The following is a 15,486-nucleotide window of genomic DNA, read 5'->3' as shown; positions in this document are numbered from 1 at the left end:
CCGAAAATATTCCTATTTGCCTAAAGAATTGTTTTGATTTCATATCGTTTTGATTTTCTTCTTGTTGGAACAAATTTCTTGATTTTGTATGGTAGTTTACCGTGACCTACATCACAAAATTAAAATTCACCTCTCCATTCCCGTCATTTACCGAGTTTTCCTGAGCGTTGGTCTAAAGCCCTTAGGCTAGGGGCCTATTGTGCCGTAGTTTTGAGTCAACAAATAAGAACAGAAAAAAACTAACACTATAAAAAAGACATTATGAAAGCATTAGTAAAAACATTCGCAGCAGCAGCCTTAATCGCAGTATCAACTTTCGCTATGGCAGCTGAAGGACCTGGAGCAAAAGCAACAAAAGCAAACGTTAACCTTTCCACAGCAGACTTGGCTTTGGATCATTATGTTGCGGTAACGACTGAGGGCGAATCAGCAGGTGTAGAGCAGTTATTTGCAGCTGATTTTAATCAAAAGATCCAAGCATCCAATACGCAATCTAACAGCCGTAGCGAAGTAGTTAAATACTTAAAAAAACAAAAAGGCGAAAAACTAGACTGCACAGTAAGCATTGATGTCCTCGAAGAATCTGCAGATTATATGGTAGCTAAAGTGACTCTAAAATTTGAAAATTTCACCAAAACGGACTTAGTTACCTTGGAGCGTGTGGCTAATTACTGGAAAGTATCCAAATCAATTAATTCATATAAATAAATCTCAAGAACTATTGCTCTGCGAAGCTATAGGTAGAGCACTAGTGAATCATATGTTTAAGTTTAGTTTAAAGGCCAGGTCGCGAGATCTGGCTTTTTTATGTCAAAAGGGCCTGATTCTCATCAGACCCTTTCTCTTAGCGTTTACTTGTACAGTAATTTTTATGTTTCCTATCGTTTCCTCTTTTTTGTTTCGTCATCCAATGTTTTTAAAGACTATTGGATTTTCACTGTACGACGCCAATTTTTATGTTGAACCTTTCTTTCGAAAGGTAGCTTGTAGCCGTTTTGTATTATAAGAACAATAGCCAGTTCAAAATAGTTTTATAATTTTTTACTAACTGCAGTTTTAATTCAAAAAGCTTACGCTCTTAGTGAAGTACAGGTTGTACTAGTAAACATTTGAAACATCCTTTGATTATCAACCAGAGCTTACAACTCGGGATTAATCATGAAGGACCGCTAATCATAAAATACCTTCAGCTGCTCCAGCCTCTTTTTTACCAGCTTACTTTTCATCGGTTCAAAACTCATGATTTCTTTGCTGTTCTGTTTTACGGATACCCGAAACGGCTGGTTTAGCTTTGCTGTCAAATGATAGATAGCCACTAGCTCAGCGAGGTCTTCAAACCATGCAGCTGTACTGTAAAGTGACGCGAAGGGTGTTTTTTGAAGCTCTTTGTAAATTTTAGGTGCATCAGAAACTGACACCTGCTTTCCGCTCCGGAAGCGTGCGGTTGCCAGCAAAGGGCTAATGAACGCTTTCTCGGGCACATTCGCGGCATGCCAGATACCCCGGGTAAATGCTGTAGGTGCCGCAACTGTATCACTTTCGAAGGAGTGAGGTGTAAGAGCCAGCACCGCATCCACTACATGCGTTGCCTCGTGAAGCAATACGTACACCATAGCGTCCAGCTCGCCGGCATCTATCGTTACCTTCAGTCCGCTGTCTTCAGGAAATGTGTAGTATGAATTCTCCTTCCATGTGGCCCATTGGGAAACAGTTTCATTAATAATCTCTGCACGAAAAGTGATGTTGAATTTTTGGGTTGAATCGGCTGTTTCAACCGGGGATGTAAGTGCCGTGTTGGGCATATTATCCATGAAACTTATACTGTGCAGATGTTGTTTCAGAATTTTACTATGTAGCGGCGACAGCATGTTAAAAGCCTTTGCGACCTTGTCTTTTTCTTTGGCTGTCAGTACATGATCCACTGGCTGCAAACCTGCTTCGCGAAATTTGTTGAAAACTTCGTCCGGTGCCGGTTTTATTCGTTCTGCCAATTCTGACAAGGACCGGCTTTCTGGACTTTGTGCGCGAAGAGCCATCGGGATAATAAGAGAAAAAAATAAGTAAGTAAAAAATCTGCTTATCATATTGAATTTTGTTTTGGAGCAAAAAAGACTGAATTTACAAAAAAGACTGAATTTAATTTATGGCAAGAAATTTTGCCCGGAATGCTGATGGCGTTTCACCTGATTTCTGCACAAATAGCCTGCTGAAGTATGCTGGAGCTTCATATCCCAGTTCATAGCCAACCTCTTTTGCCGTCAGATTGGTATGTACCAGCAGCCGTTTTGCTTCTAACAGAATTCTGTTCTTTATCACATCATTAGGCTGTGGCAGATTGAGCCTTTTAAATTTATGGCTAATCGTTTTTGGAGCCATAAACAGCAGCTCGGCATAATCGGCAACATGGTGCTTTTCTTTATAATGTTCGTCAACCAACAAGGTAAACTTCCTGAAAAACTCCAGGTCGCTGTTCTGTTCAGTAAGTTCTTTATCGAGATTTTGCTTTTTCCACAATCGTGCAGATTTGATGAACAATTGTTTGAGATAGGTACGAAGCATCTCTTCCAGCGAGGTATCGTTCAATCCGAACTCATCCGTCATCTGTCCGAAAATATAGCTAAAGAAAGGAATTTCGCCACTGTCCAATTCCACCATCGGCATATTGTAGATGTTGCTGAACAGCAATCCGTTACAGGCTACTTCCTCATCATGTATCTGGATACAATAAAAGTTGCGGTTGTAAAAAATGAAGTGTCCCTCTTCTTGTCCGAGCTTCTTTATATGCAGATGCTGATTGGGGCTTATAAAGAACAGGGAGGGCTGTTTTACGGAATATTCAGTAAGATCAACCTGTAACTCAGTTCCCATTGAAAGAAGCAGTACTTTTATGTATTGTTTATAACCCGCGCCATTAATGGAATCGACATTTTCTTCATGCAACGATATAAGTCCTATGGTTTTTAGGTCGTTTCGAAATACTTTTTCACTTGCCATATTGGTAAACTAATGGGGTTAAAAATACAAATCTCAGTTCAAATAGAAACAGGAGAACATAATATTCTTGCTCTCCTGTTTTGCAATTCATCATGATTTTGCAAATTTCTCCAGCTCAGTATTGAATTTTTCCATTTCTTCGACAAATAAGGCATGACCGCTGTTTTCAAAGCGGATAAGCGTTGCATTTTTTATGCCTTTCTGTAATTGTTCGGCCCAAACAAGCGGACAGTTTTTATCATACACTCCCTGAAAGATGGTTACAGGAATATTGATTTTTGAAAGCTGGGGGCGTAGGTCCAAATCGCGGAGTGCGGTGATCGATTCTGTCATGGCATAAGGAGAGGCCTGCAAGTTGATATTCTCCAACCATTTTTCTACGTTTTTAGAGATATTGCCCTCTTTCGCCACGAAGCCTGCACCGAAACTTGCGATTAGATCCTCTCTTTGTGTTTTGGTTGCGTTTATCAATCCTTGTACCACTTCATTCGGCAATCCGTCAGGAAAACCTTCCCGCTGTTTCCACGATGGTGCTGCCGCCCCAAACAGCGCTAGCTTGCTTATATGGGCGGAGTTATATTTTGTTACATAATGCAGCACCACTGCGCCACCGAGCGAAAACCCTCCAAGCGTAGCATTTTGTATGTCCAGTTTTTCCAGAACCACTTTTATATCATCGGAAAAAACATCAAAATCATATTTTCCGTAAGGTTTATCTGATTTTCCAAAACCACGAAGTGTAATTCCAATCACTCTGAATCCTCTGCGGGATAGATATTGGTATTGGTATTCGTACATTTCATCGCTCAATGGCCAACCGTGAATCAATACGATAGGTTTACCTTCGCCAAGGTCGGTTACATGGAGCTTTACTCCCTTTTCTACTTCGATGTATTCTGCTCTTCCGGCAGAAGCTGGTACTCTTTTCCCTTGAGCAAAAATAGAAGTGCTCAATAAAGTCATCACTAAGCTGATTGTTGCAATAATTGTTTTCATTTTTTTAATGTTTAAATTGTTTAAAAGTTATGATACAAAGGTATAATCAGCTTGGTTTGAATGGAATGGATAATGGTGGATATGTATTGTACTTTTTTCCCTAATAAAGAATTTGAGGATAATAACCTCGAATCAAAAGTAATGTTGAAATTTGAAGTTTTTACCAAGGCTGATCTCGTGAAACATCTATATATTAAGGTCATGTCGGGCGATCTGGCTTTTTAGGTATCATTGTATTTCGATTCGGCGATAATGATAACTTTGAAAATGGTCGCATACTGCAGGAGACCAGATGAAGTAAAGTATGTAATGAAAGGGCTGGTTTCAGTATGGGAATAGTTAAAGAAAACAAGTGTGCCGAAGATTATCAAAGAATTTTAGGGAAACGCTATGCTAATTTTGATCTCATCAATCCATCGTGTACTGATGAGTTAATCGATAAAATTGTATCGGAGTATCAGCCGTTTGTTTACAAAAAAGAACTATAAATAAGCGCAAATAAAAATTTTAGTTCAGCAAAGTATGTTAGATCATTGGTATGAGATGGAAAAATAAGCCGATAAATTTAAATTTGTAATGATGATGGATAAAAAAGAACTTATTTCAATGATTGAAATTCAGTTGAAAAGCTTTATAGATTCCAAAAGACCAAAAGATGCAGAAGTGCGCAAAAAATTGGATTTTGGTTATTCGTGGGATGGGAAAACCGCTTTACTGTTTGAAATTAGACCACAATGGAATGACCCAACGAATATTGTAGAATTACCGTTTGCAAAGCTTCGCTTTGTGAAAGCATCTAAAATTTGGAAACTCTATTGGATGCGAGGATCGGGCAAATGGGAGGCTTATGAACCGAAACCCGAGTGTACTAATCTGCAATTATTGTTGGATGAAATCGATCATGATGGATATGGATGTTTTTTCGGATGATATCCGGTCGAAAAAGCCAAAGGTATTGCTAGAAAGTATAATGAATTGTAATTAATAGCGTATGTCAGAATTAGATATTAATGAAGTCCATATTGTTCCCGTCGGGAATACAGATGAGGTCAAGGATACAGATAGCAAGCTAGATTTTTCTCTTACCTAAGTCAATCTATATGATGCCTTTTGATAATAAATCTTTTTGTCACAAATTTTGACTAAATTTGTGACAAATTAAATTCTTTATAGTGTTGGAAAGTGTTGTTAATCAAATTAGAACGAAGGTTTTAAAGTCATATAGAGGAGCTTTTTTTTTCGCTGAAGATTTTTCTCAATTTGGTTCATCGGATAATGTCCGTAAAGTACTGTCGCGATTGGAGAAAGATAATCTATTAGTTCGATTAGCGCAGGGTATTTATTTAAAACCTAACCGGGACCCTTTGTTAGGAATTATTTATCCCAATATCGAAGAAATTGCTAAGGAAATCGCAAAACGGGACAAAGCTCGCATCTCTGCTACAGGTGTGATGGCCTCTTATTTATTAGGACTGACTACTCAAGTACCATTAAAAGCAGTTTATCTTACCGATGGTTCACAGCGTGAAGTCAAGATTGGTAATCGCAGTATAAAATTTAAAAGGACAGTTCCAAAAAGCTTTGCCATAAAAGATGAATTATTACATCTGATTGTGCAGGCATTTAAGGAAAAGGGGCAAAGAAATATTACCAAAGAATTCTTAGATACCATAAAAACTTCCGTTAAAAAAGTTGATAAGCAAGTCATTGATTCCCAATTGAAATATGCGCCAGTATGGATTCAAAAAGCAATCGAAAATCTTCACTGATCTTAAAATTATGTGGCTAAATCTTAACACGAAACAAAAGAATCTTGTCCTAGACCAACTAAGCAGTATAATGGGATTACCAGCTTTTGTTATTGAAAAAGACTGGTGGGTTTGTATTGTTCTGAGGGCTGTGTTTGCAACGAAATATGCTGCGTCTATTATTTTTAAAGGCGGTACATCACTAAGCAAGGCATATCAACTGATAGACCGCTTTTCAGAAGACATTGATTTAATAATCGACTGACACCTATTAGGTTTCGACGAATTAGATTCAAAATCCCAGATTAAAAAACTGAGAAAGGCCTCCGGAGGTTTTATTATCAATGAGTTTAGAGAGGAATTGATTCTTCAATTGGAAAAATTGGGAGTTCCTAAGGATTTCTATGAAATTCGTTATAATACTTATGTTGACGATACTAGCGATCCTAATACGCTGGAAATTTATTACCAACCGATAGCGCCAGTCGGTCACGCATATATCAAGCAAAGAGTACTGTTGGAAATGGGGGCCAGATCGCTAACTGAACCGTTCGAGACACAACCGGTCCTATCTTTTATAGATGATAATTATAAAGATTCCGGGTTTGCTCAAGCAGCTTTTAATGTTAAAGTTGTAATTCCTACACGGACTTTTATAGAAAAGGTTCTCTTATTACATGAAGAGTTCTCTAAGCCGATTGACAAAATCAGGACAGATAGGCTAACTAGGCATTTCTATGATATAGATAAGATTATGAATACTGATTTTGGAACAGAGGCCATTAAAGACGAAGAATTATTTAACACAATAGTCCAGCATCGAAAAACAGTCACATCACTTCGGGGGATTGACTATTCCAACCATCGAAAAGGGAGTTTAAGTATCCTTCCGCCTGAAGAGATAATAAAAGAGTGGGAGACGGATTATAAAACCATGCGTGAAAATATGATAGTAGGAGAAAGTCTAACATGGGCGGATCTTCTTAAAAGCATCAAAGGAATTGAAGATAGCATGAACAATTACATGAAGAAATAAAGCGATTTAATTTGAAATATACCTTCTTTGAATAATAATAGAGTCAAAGTTCATAAGCATAGTAATTTCTTACCTGCCCATTCCCGCCATTCACCGAGTTTTCCCGATCGTTAGTCTAAAGCCGATAGGCTAGGGGGCTATTGTGTTGTAGTTTTGAGTCAACAAATAAGAACTAAAAACTAACACAATAAAATAAAGACATTATGAAAACGCTAGTAAAAACATTCGCAGCAGCAGCTTTAATCGCAGTATCTACTTTCGCTATGGCAGCTGAAGGACCTGAAGCAAAAGCAGCAAAAGCTAACATTAACCTTTCCACAGCGGACTTCGCTTTAGAGCACTATGTTGCGGTAACGACTGAAGGAGAATCAGCAGGAGTTGAGCAGTTATTTGCAGCTGATTTTAATCAAAAGATCCAAGCTGCCAATGTACAGTCTAATAGCCGTAGCGAAGTGGTTAAATCCCTGAAAAAACAAAAAGGCGAAAAGCTAAACTGCACAGTAAGCACAGCTATCATCGAGGAATCGGCAGACTATATGGTCGCTAAAGTGACTTTGAAATTTGAAAACTTCACCAAAACAGATTTAGTTACTTTGGAGCGTGTGGGCAATGACTGGAAAGTATCCAAATCAATCAATTCTTATAAGTAGTATCCAATAACTGGTGGTTTGCCAGTATTAAAAGACAAACCACTAGTGAATCATATGTTTATTAAGGCCACGTCGAGAGATGTGGCTTTTTTACGTCAAAAGGGTTTGACGTTAATTGGATGCTTTACCTCAACTTTTGTATGTAAAGTAGTTTTTTACTTCTTTGGTGTTTATTATTAATTATGTTTTTTTTGTCGTTATTTGATGTAATAGATAACTATTGTGAAATTATTGGTTTATTGATCCTTAATTTTCTTCTGTTTGAACACTTTTGTGTAGTTGATTTCTCTTTATGTTATTTTTTATCGAATATGTAGTATGTTTGCTTTCGTTGTAGGTTTTTTTAATTAAATATGATTTTGTAGTAATTTTTTTTAAATAGAATAATATATATGAAAAGTAATATAAAGTATTTTAGTATTTATGCCATGGTGTTTCTTCTGCTTGCTGCCTGTAAAAAGGAAAATGGCGTTGTGAAGCCACCAGTAGATCCACCGATAGAAACGAATGATTTGAAGTTGAAGCTAGATTCAAAAAAGGTGCTTGATTTTCAAAAGATCACCTCCTCCAGTGCAGCGTCTTCTCTGGAGGAATCGGAAATAAAAAAGTACTTTGAGGATCGTGTTGATCTGTCAATACCTAAAGAAATTATCGTTGAAAAGGACTCCACAATCCTCATTAAACAATATGGTATTACAGAGCGCTACAAGTCAAAATGGGAGAAGGATGATCTTTATCTCCAGGATAGCGACGAATCATCGTGGAAGCTAATCGGCGCGAAAAAGAACAAAACAGATTTTGTGCTCAGCATGAGCTTTTATTCAAAGAAAAGTGTTACTCAGTCATCACAGAATTTTTTGATAGGGCAAGAATATAATCTAAAATCTTATGATCACCTGTTGTCTAAAAATGCTGAGAATACAGATTTTATTTGGCTGAAAATTGACTTACTATATAATAATACCAAATAATGATTAAATACATCACACTACTTCTCTTTTTAGGAACCGGATTTTCAAAGATTGCCGTGAGTCAAGAACAGAAGTCAACCCTCATAACGGTTAAATCACCTGAAGAATTATATGTCGGAGCAGTATTGGAAAAGCATACAATCAATTCTCCGATCCCCCCGGTTCTGAATGTCATATTAGATAATATTGTCGTCAATTTTGGCGGTTTAAATGTTAAGAGTAAAGTCATAAAAACCGAAAAGACATCATTTTACAAAGCAATTGAAGAGGCTCTACAAGGGAAACGCTCGGATAACAGGCGCTTTTCATTTGATATAAAAGAATTGAATGGCTATAATGATGTTTCTCTTTATTTTGGACAGCAGATTGATCTGGCAAGTTGGTTCTCCATCACCGAAACGGCAAAGAAACCACGGACATTACTGGCTATCAATATGGAAAAGATTGCTTTTACAGTAGATATGGACTTACCTGCCGAAGGAACTTTTAACACAAATAAAGAGCTTCTTAATAAATACGATATAAATGACCTCATTTATATCAATACACTTTCTTTCGGAAGAAAGGCCGTTGTTATCGTCGAATCGGACTTAGCTGGTACATTGGTCAAAGAAGCGTTATCCGCTCAGCTTAAAGGGAACAAGCTTGCTGATAAAGAAAGAGCCGTTCTCGCAAACTGCAATTATCATGTTGCTTTCCTTGGAGGGCGTCACAGTGATTTAGATTTCAGTGCCGGACAACTATTGCAACAACTAATAAATTATATTGATACAACGTTGGATGTAAACAATTACGGAGATCCTATTGCGTATAAGGCCGCTTATTTAAAGAATCACCAAATTTTTTATAATTCATATTAACCATTTTTTTGTTTCTTATTTAACCTATTTTTTAATCATGAAAGTTTTCAGGACCTTTTGTGGTGCACTTATATTTTTCATAATTGCATCATGTAACAAGGATAATCTATCCATTCATACCGAGAATAGTCAGGTGCCGAATGCGAGTGTACGCAAGCCATATCAAATCAAAATAGACTCGTCATATGCTTATCAAGGTGATTCTTTATATAAAGTCATGGCACGGGAATACAGTAGCCGTTCTGAATCAAATGTTAAAAATAACCAAAGTAACGCTCTTTTTGTAAAGAAAGCGACTATAGCAGGGATGACACCTGAGGACGAAGCTTTTTTCTCAAAAAGACATACGGTAAAAAGTACTGAAGCGATGTTGTATCAGGGAAAAAACTTTATTTTTCCAGGGGCGATTTTGGAAGGGAATAGTATATCCAAACAGGTCTATAATCCTATTTTCCTTGCGAATAGAAAACCGATAACAGTTTCAATGAGCTTGACTCACACTACCCCTAAGCCGACAAGCCGCATCATTACAAATCCAACATACTCTAAGCTGGATGATTACGTCAAAGAAATGGCTATTGGTGGAAGTTTTAAGCAGAACGAAAAATTTATGTTTCAATATAGGCGTTTTACTTTTTATGATGAGATCAAGGAGGCATTTGGTACCGACGTCAATACACAAAGATTGTTCTCCTCGAAGAGTGAGAACAGCAGTACGGAATCTCACAAAATATTGCAGTCTACCGGACTTTATGTGAAATTCTTTCAGGGTAGTTTTACTGTAAATATGGATATAGCACCACTAGCAGATCAGCCGATCCAAGGTACTTCTGGTGAACCACCTGTTTATGTTAACTCAGTTACTTATGGCAGAATGGGAATACTTGTTATCGAAACAGATAAAGAGTATCAGTTTGCCGAAACGTGTATAAGAAAAGAATTTGACCGAATCTTCTATAACAAAACAGAAACTTTAACAACAGAGGAAAGGAAATTTTTTGACGAGACATCGTTTAAAGTCCTTATTATGGGAGCGGATAGCGATTATACGGTACAGACTTTTAAAGGGTATTCTTATTTTCTGAATTTGATTTACAACTCGAAGTTTACCGAAACAAGTTTTGGTGTTCCTATTGCGTGTTCATTTTCAGATGCAAATACACATCAATTGGTTGAAACAGAATTTGTAAATACGTCATTTGTGGAGCCCTTGTATGTAAAAGTAAACAGAGAGAATAGTGTCTATGAACCGGACGCATCAAGCAACAATTATCGTTCTAGGGCGAATATTGTTTTAAACTTCTTTAAGGATAGAGAAAAGACTAAACCTGCTTATCCCTATACTGACATCTATTTTGAGGTGCAAAAATATGAGAATAAATGTATCTATACGCCCAATCAAAACAATTGGCCTGAAATTTTGATGGATTGCCAGAGCAGCTCCGACCTCTTAAAACTAAGAAATATTAATCTTTCGAACAGACTGGTTGTGGGGACCGAATTCTCCTCTTATGAAAGTAATGGCCCCGAACCCATGCCGGATGAACCCAGACGATATTGGGAAGCAACAGATTATCAATTAAATTATAACTTAAGGTCGAGTCCATTTTTTATTACTATCTATTAAATTAAATATATAATTATGAAACAGATTTTTAAATTAATTTATGCTGTACCTATTCTCCTTTATTCATGTAATAAGGAAGGAGCAAATCGTCTTGATACAGCTCATGTAACCCAAGAAGGGGTTGCCAAAAAAGACAAAGGTCAATGGGATAAAGTTTATACCATTAAAGATGGAAAAGAAATTGATATAACTCCTTCAGCAAATTCTAAACTTCGTGCTTCTGCAAATACTGCTAATGTCGAACAATTTTATGAGATAGCAACATTGGCCCCCAATTACATATTTTTAGGCTCAGTACTTAGTGCACAATCAATAAATAGCGGTTTGTATGAACCTGTAGGTTATACCAGTTTATTAAAGCCGAAGGTTACGGCTTCATTTTCACTGCCAGTACGGTCGAAGGAGATTTCTCCAACTCGCTCAGGTCTAAATAATGCTGTTATTGATGCTATTGGAGATAAAGATTTCAGCGGAAGACAATCACAGGTCTTTACATACAAAATGAAACAGATAGATTACTATAAAGAAGCTAAGCTTGCTTTTGGAGCTAATATAAATATCGCCTCTGTTTTTTCAATGAGTGCATCAGTCGCCAGCGGCAAAATTCTGCAAACCTCTGCGCTAGTCTGTGATTTTAGCCAGACTTATTTTAACGTATCAATGGATATACCAGATGACGGGAATATTTTTAAAGATGAGCCAACCAGACAGGGATTTTTAGCGAAGAATCCGGTGTATGTTAATTCAGTTAACTATGGGCGCAAAGGGATAATTCTAGTAGAATCATCAGTAAACTACAGTGAGTTATCTGTAGCTGTACGTGCGGCGTTTACAGCAGGTATAGTAAATGGTTCTGTATCCTTAGATGCGAATACAAAAAAGATTCTATCCGAAGCTCAGATCACGATCTGTATCATAGGAGGAAGTGGCCAAGATGCTGTCCGTACGGTTAAAGGGTTTGATGAATTTCAGAACTTCATTATAAATGGTGGAGTCTATACTACGGATGTGTATGGCGTTCCTATTTCTTTTGGCGGTGCATATGCGTCGACAAACGGAATGTTCCAGACAGAATTCGAACTGTAATAAAAATATATAAGTGTTTTAGAGCCACATCGAGAGATGTGGCTTTTTTACGTCAAAAGGGCCTGATTCTCATCAGACCCTTTCTCTTAGCGTTTACTTGTACAGTAATTTTTATGTTTCCTATCGTTTCCTCTTTTTTGTTTCGTCATCCAATGTTTTTAAAGACTATTGGATTTTCACTGTACGACGCCAATTTTTATGTTGAACCTTTCTTTTGAAAGGCAGCTTGTAGCCGCTTTGTATAGTAAGAACAGCTGTCGATTTAAAATAGTTTTAAAAATAAATGTTTCGATTTTTTAAATTGACATTTTTGAAATAAGCTCTTACTTGTTAGACATTATTATCGAATTTCTAATCCGAATATCTCTTCGCTATTTTTTCTATTAGCAATTTGATATCATCATAGCGGGCGATGCTCAAAAGCCAATCTTCAGGTATACTTTCCAGCCCATAGTACAAACCAGCTAATCCGCCCGCAATCGCAGCCCCGGTGTCTGTATCTTCACCAAGGTTTACAATAGATAATACAGTGTCTTTATAGTTGTCTTTTTCCATAAAAACCCATAGGCTTGATTCTAGACTATCGATCACATAACCGCTGGACCTTAATTGATTATGTGTCTTAGATCGGATGTCATGCAAAATGGTGCTATTAAAATGAATTATTTCTGACTCAGGGAAATTGATGTCCGTCCAGAACTTTGAAACTTGATTCCGCATTTCAGCATAAGCCTGCTCCTTGGCCAAACCTAGCAAAATGAGTTCGGCTAATTTAAGATAGATAAAACATGCCATTGCAGCGCGTATGTGCTTATGCGTTAGGGCGGAAATTTCCCAAATTTTCTCGAATTGTTCCGACGGGCTAAGTCCTTTGATCTCAAATAAAAGGGGTAATATTCTCATTAACGAACCATTGCCGTTGTCTTGTTCTCTCGCCCGATATTTTAGCAAATGTAGCTCTCCGATTTGCCCGGATCCGATAATATCTTTAAGCTCACCGATCGATTTAGCCGTGGTGATGCCGATATCAAAGACTTCTCCTCTTGCTGTCCACAGCTTACCTTCCTTCCAAGCTATAAATTTTTTGGAGATATCTACCAAATCATATCCACCTAACAGCGAGTCTGCAAGACACAAGGTTAAAGATGTATCATCTGACCAGGTACCCATAGGTTGATTATGGCTGCCAAATCCGATCATTTCGGTAGCTGGATTTTTTAGCATTTCTTCTTTCGACCTGAATTCAAATGGTACACCAAATGCATCACCAACCGCGATGCCAAACAATGCTCCATACATTTTATTTTTCGCTTGATTAGCAGCTGTATTAGACTGTATATTCATAAATAATTTGATCGTTGATTCATATCAATATAATAAAAAATATTCACCTCCCTATTCCCGCCATTCACCGAGTTTTCCCGATCGTTGGTCTAAAGCCAATAGGCTAGGGGCGTATTGTGTCGTAGTTTTGAGTCAACAAATAAGAACAGATAAACTAACACTATAAAATAAAGACATTATGAAAACGCTAGTAAAAACATTCACAGCAGCAGCCTTAATCGCAGTATCTACATTCGCTATGGCAGCTGAAGGACCTGGAGCAAAAGCAACAAAAGCTAACATTAACCTTTCCACAGCGGACTTCGCTTTAGAGCACTATGTTGCGGTAACTACGGAGGGAGAATCAGCAGGTGTAGAGCAGTTATTTGCAGCTGATTTTAATCAAAAGATCCAAGCTTCCAATGCGCAGTCTAACAGCCGTAGCGAAGTGGTTAAATCCTTGAAAAAGCAAAAAGGCGAAAAGCTAAACTGTACAGTAAGCACCGATATCATCGCGGAATCGGCAGACTATATGGTCGCTAAAGTGACTTTGAAATTTGAAAACTTCACCAAAACAGATTTAGTTACCTTGGAGCGTGTAGGCAATGACTGGAAAGTATCCAAATCGATCAATTCGTATAAATAGAATTATACAACTAGTGGTTTGCCAGCAATTAAAGACAAACCACTAGTGAATCATATGTTTATTTAAGGCCGCGCCGTAAGTCGCGGCTTTTTTGCGTTTGGAAATTTGGAATTAAATAACGGTTATTGTTTTTGCATAATTCCATATTTCTTGTTTTGATCGCTTTTGGCGTTTGCTCCTGCGTAGCTATCTAAAATCCGCATGGTGGCCGCCTTTAGGGAACGTCCGAATTCTGTGGGATGATAACCCGGTCCAGTAAAAAATTCCACCTCATGATTGATTTTTGAATACCATACTCTTCCTACATCCTTGGGACCTAGGGTATCTGGTCTCGTTATTTTCACAAATCCCTCGAGTTTGTTTTTATCCAAGCCTATCACTTGATAGGGCTGTGTCTTACTCTGACAATCTACCTCAATATATTTTTCTCCATTCCAGCACATGCAATCTTCAGGCGTCAGAAAATGTACGGTAGTCAATATTGCCAATACCAAAAGTGCTACACTAGAAAACCTCAATACAAGTTTATTTTTATTGAAAAATGATCGGGGATCATTTTGTTGACTCGCATTTCCTTTATTGTTGTTATCTAAAATTATCTCATCCGAATTAATTATATCACTTACAGGTCGAATTTCTTCTGTTTCTAAATTTTCACTGTTTTCATTTTTACTATCACTTGAACCAATAATGTCTTCGATTTGATCTTCCGATTTTGTTGGAATGATATCGGGTTTATATTCAAAAATACTCACGCTACAAGTTTCTTCAGGAAATAGAGATCCTTGCGGATGATCGGGTGGTATGTCAGAGGCTAGCTCATTTATATCATTGATGTCAACTCCTAAGTGGTCCGAACTTTTGTCGTAAACTAATTCATCTCCGTTGTCTTTGCTTGGACAGGTATAAGTATCATCGTTAATATCGGCATCATCGATTGGTGCTGCACCATCTGTTTGGACTTCGTTCCTATAATTAAAATCGTAGGGCCGCGGTTGAAAATTAATCAGCACAGCGAGAAATTTTACGACATCTCTGTCTGGGCTGCGTTTTGTATCTCCAATGATAAAATTTCTTAAAGCCCTGAATTTATCCGTATCGGAATCTTTAACTATTTCCCTGAGTGACTTACCAAGTTGCTTTTGTAATTTCTTTTCATCTTTTTCTCTGAAATAATCAGTAAATACAATTTCATCCGCTTCAGAGAGCCCTTTCTCGAAACATTGTATAGACCAATTCTTAAGATCTCCTGCTGAAGGCCATTCGCGGGAGAAACCAAGTTGTCTGTTTTTCTTTAAATCTAGGTAGCTGTCTCTTACAGCTTTTTGAAAATTCTCAAACATGATTCCAAAATTAATATTTATGCAGCATTGGAAAATACGGGAAACCGTACGCTTAGCAACGCTAAAAATCATCTCGACCGTTTGGAAAAATTTGGAAGACCTTCCAGAGTTTTTGAAACATCATGAAACATCATGAAATGTTGTGAAGCATTGGAAGCGTTTGATAAAAAGGGTTTTAACGGCTATAACTTTGTTCTCGAAGTCAG

16 protein-coding genes are annotated in these 15,486 nt (G+C 37.5%); 11 read left to right on the top strand and 5 right to left on the bottom strand.

What is annotated here, in order from left to right; genetic code table 11:
- Window positions 1-261: 261 nt before the first annotated feature.
- Window positions 262-708 (top strand): nuclear transport factor 2 family protein, encoded by a 447-nt coding sequence (locus M2419_RS11370; protein ID WP_259255085.1) that lies wholly within the window; start codon window positions 262-264, stop codon window positions 706-708.
- A 461-nt stretch (window positions 709-1,169) separates the two neighbouring features.
- Here the strand turns inward: M2419_RS11370 and M2419_RS11365 are convergent, their stop codons facing one another.
- The 3 genes from M2419_RS11365 to M2419_RS11355 form a co-directional block, all read right to left on the bottom strand.
- Entirely contained in the window at window positions 1,170-2,084 is a 915-nt protein-coding gene (locus M2419_RS11365) for a hypothetical protein (protein ID WP_259255084.1), read from the bottom strand.
- 52 nt (window positions 2,085-2,136) lie between these two features.
- A complete protein-coding gene (locus M2419_RS11360) occupies window positions 2,137-2,994 on the bottom strand; it encodes an AraC family transcriptional regulator (RefSeq protein ID WP_259255083.1) in 858 nt (285 codons plus the stop codon).
- A 90-nt stretch (window positions 2,995-3,084) separates the two neighbouring features.
- Window positions 3,085-3,990, bottom strand: a complete 906-nt coding sequence (locus M2419_RS11355; protein WP_120335520.1) for an alpha/beta fold hydrolase — start codon at window positions 3,988-3,990, stop codon at window positions 3,085-3,087.
- A 582-nt stretch (window positions 3,991-4,572) separates the two neighbouring features.
- On the opposite strand from M2419_RS11355, the gene M2419_RS11350 reads away from it, so the two are divergent.
- The 9 genes from M2419_RS11350 (at window position 4,573) to M2419_RS11315 (ending at window position 11,968) form a co-directional block, all read left to right on the top strand.
- On the top strand, window positions 4,573-4,920 hold the full coding sequence (locus M2419_RS11350; RefSeq protein WP_153847035.1) for a DUF3024 domain-containing protein: 348 nt from the start codon (window positions 4,573-4,575) through the stop codon (window positions 4,918-4,920).
- A gap of 242 nt (window positions 4,921-5,162) precedes the next feature.
- On the top strand, window positions 5,163-5,759 hold the full coding sequence (locus M2419_RS11345; protein ID WP_153846962.1) for a DUF6088 family protein: 597 nt from the start codon (window positions 5,163-5,165) through the stop codon (window positions 5,757-5,759).
- Window positions 5,716-6,003 (top strand): nucleotidyl transferase AbiEii/AbiGii toxin family protein, encoded by a 288-nt coding sequence (locus M2419_RS27500; protein WP_409049511.1) that lies wholly within the window; start codon window positions 5,716-5,718, stop codon window positions 6,001-6,003. Before M2419_RS11345 ends, M2419_RS27500 begins: the two co-directional genes overlap by 44 nt.
- A gap of 108 nt (window positions 6,004-6,111) precedes the next feature.
- Window positions 6,112-6,774, top strand: a complete 663-nt coding sequence (locus M2419_RS27495) for a nucleotidyl transferase AbiEii/AbiGii toxin family protein (RefSeq protein WP_409049510.1) — start codon at window positions 6,112-6,114, stop codon at window positions 6,772-6,774.
- 203 nt (window positions 6,775-6,977) lie between these two features.
- Window positions 6,978-7,424 (top strand): nuclear transport factor 2 family protein, encoded by a 447-nt coding sequence (locus tag M2419_RS11335; protein ID WP_259255082.1) that lies wholly within the window; start codon window positions 6,978-6,980, stop codon window positions 7,422-7,424.
- A 392-nt stretch (window positions 7,425-7,816) separates the two neighbouring features.
- A complete protein-coding gene (locus M2419_RS11330) occupies window positions 7,817-8,395 on the top strand; it encodes a hypothetical protein (protein WP_153846958.1) in 579 nt (192 codons plus the stop codon).
- Window positions 8,395-9,255: a thiol-activated cytolysin family protein gene (locus tag M2419_RS11325; RefSeq protein WP_153846957.1), complete on the top strand. Its 861-nt coding sequence runs from the start codon at window positions 8,395-8,397 to the stop codon at window positions 9,253-9,255. The genes M2419_RS11330 and M2419_RS11325 overlap by 1 nt, the downstream gene beginning before the upstream one ends.
- Before the next feature lie 37 nt (window positions 9,256-9,292).
- Window positions 9,293-10,882 (top strand): thiol-activated cytolysin family protein, encoded by a 1,590-nt coding sequence (locus tag M2419_RS11320; RefSeq protein WP_259255081.1) that lies wholly within the window; start codon window positions 9,293-9,295, stop codon window positions 10,880-10,882.
- A 15-nt stretch (window positions 10,883-10,897) separates the two neighbouring features.
- Complete coding sequence (locus M2419_RS11315) at window positions 10,898-11,968, top strand: thiol-activated cytolysin family protein (RefSeq protein WP_259255080.1); 1,071 nt, start codon at window positions 10,898-10,900, stop codon at window positions 11,966-11,968.
- Between the two features lie 351 nt (window positions 11,969-12,319).
- Here M2419_RS11315 and M2419_RS11310 read toward each other — a convergent pair whose 3' ends face one another.
- Window positions 12,320-13,312, bottom strand: coding sequence for an ADP-ribosylglycohydrolase family protein (locus tag M2419_RS11310; RefSeq protein WP_259255079.1), 993 nt, complete (start codon window positions 13,310-13,312; stop codon window positions 12,320-12,322).
- A 178-nt stretch (window positions 13,313-13,490) separates the two neighbouring features.
- Here M2419_RS11310 and M2419_RS11305 point away from each other — a divergent pair, with 178 nt between their 5' ends.
- Window positions 13,491-13,937, top strand: a complete 447-nt coding sequence (locus tag M2419_RS11305) for a nuclear transport factor 2 family protein (RefSeq protein WP_259255078.1) — start codon at window positions 13,491-13,493, stop codon at window positions 13,935-13,937.
- 122 nt (window positions 13,938-14,059) lie between these two features.
- Here the strand turns inward: M2419_RS11305 and M2419_RS11300 are convergent, their stop codons facing one another.
- A complete protein-coding gene (locus M2419_RS11300; RefSeq protein WP_259255077.1) occupies window positions 14,060-15,280 on the bottom strand; it encodes a hypothetical protein in 1,221 nt (406 codons plus the stop codon).
- Window positions 15,281-15,486 lie beyond the last annotated feature (206 nt).

It is taken from the genome of Sphingobacterium sp. BIGb0116, assembly GCF_024808035.1.
Classification (GTDB): Bacteria; Bacteroidota; Bacteroidia; order Sphingobacteriales; family Sphingobacteriaceae; genus Sphingobacterium; species Sphingobacterium paramultivorum.
Note: the sequence above shows the minus strand (reverse complement) of the source record. Positions and strands in the feature narration are given on the sequence as shown.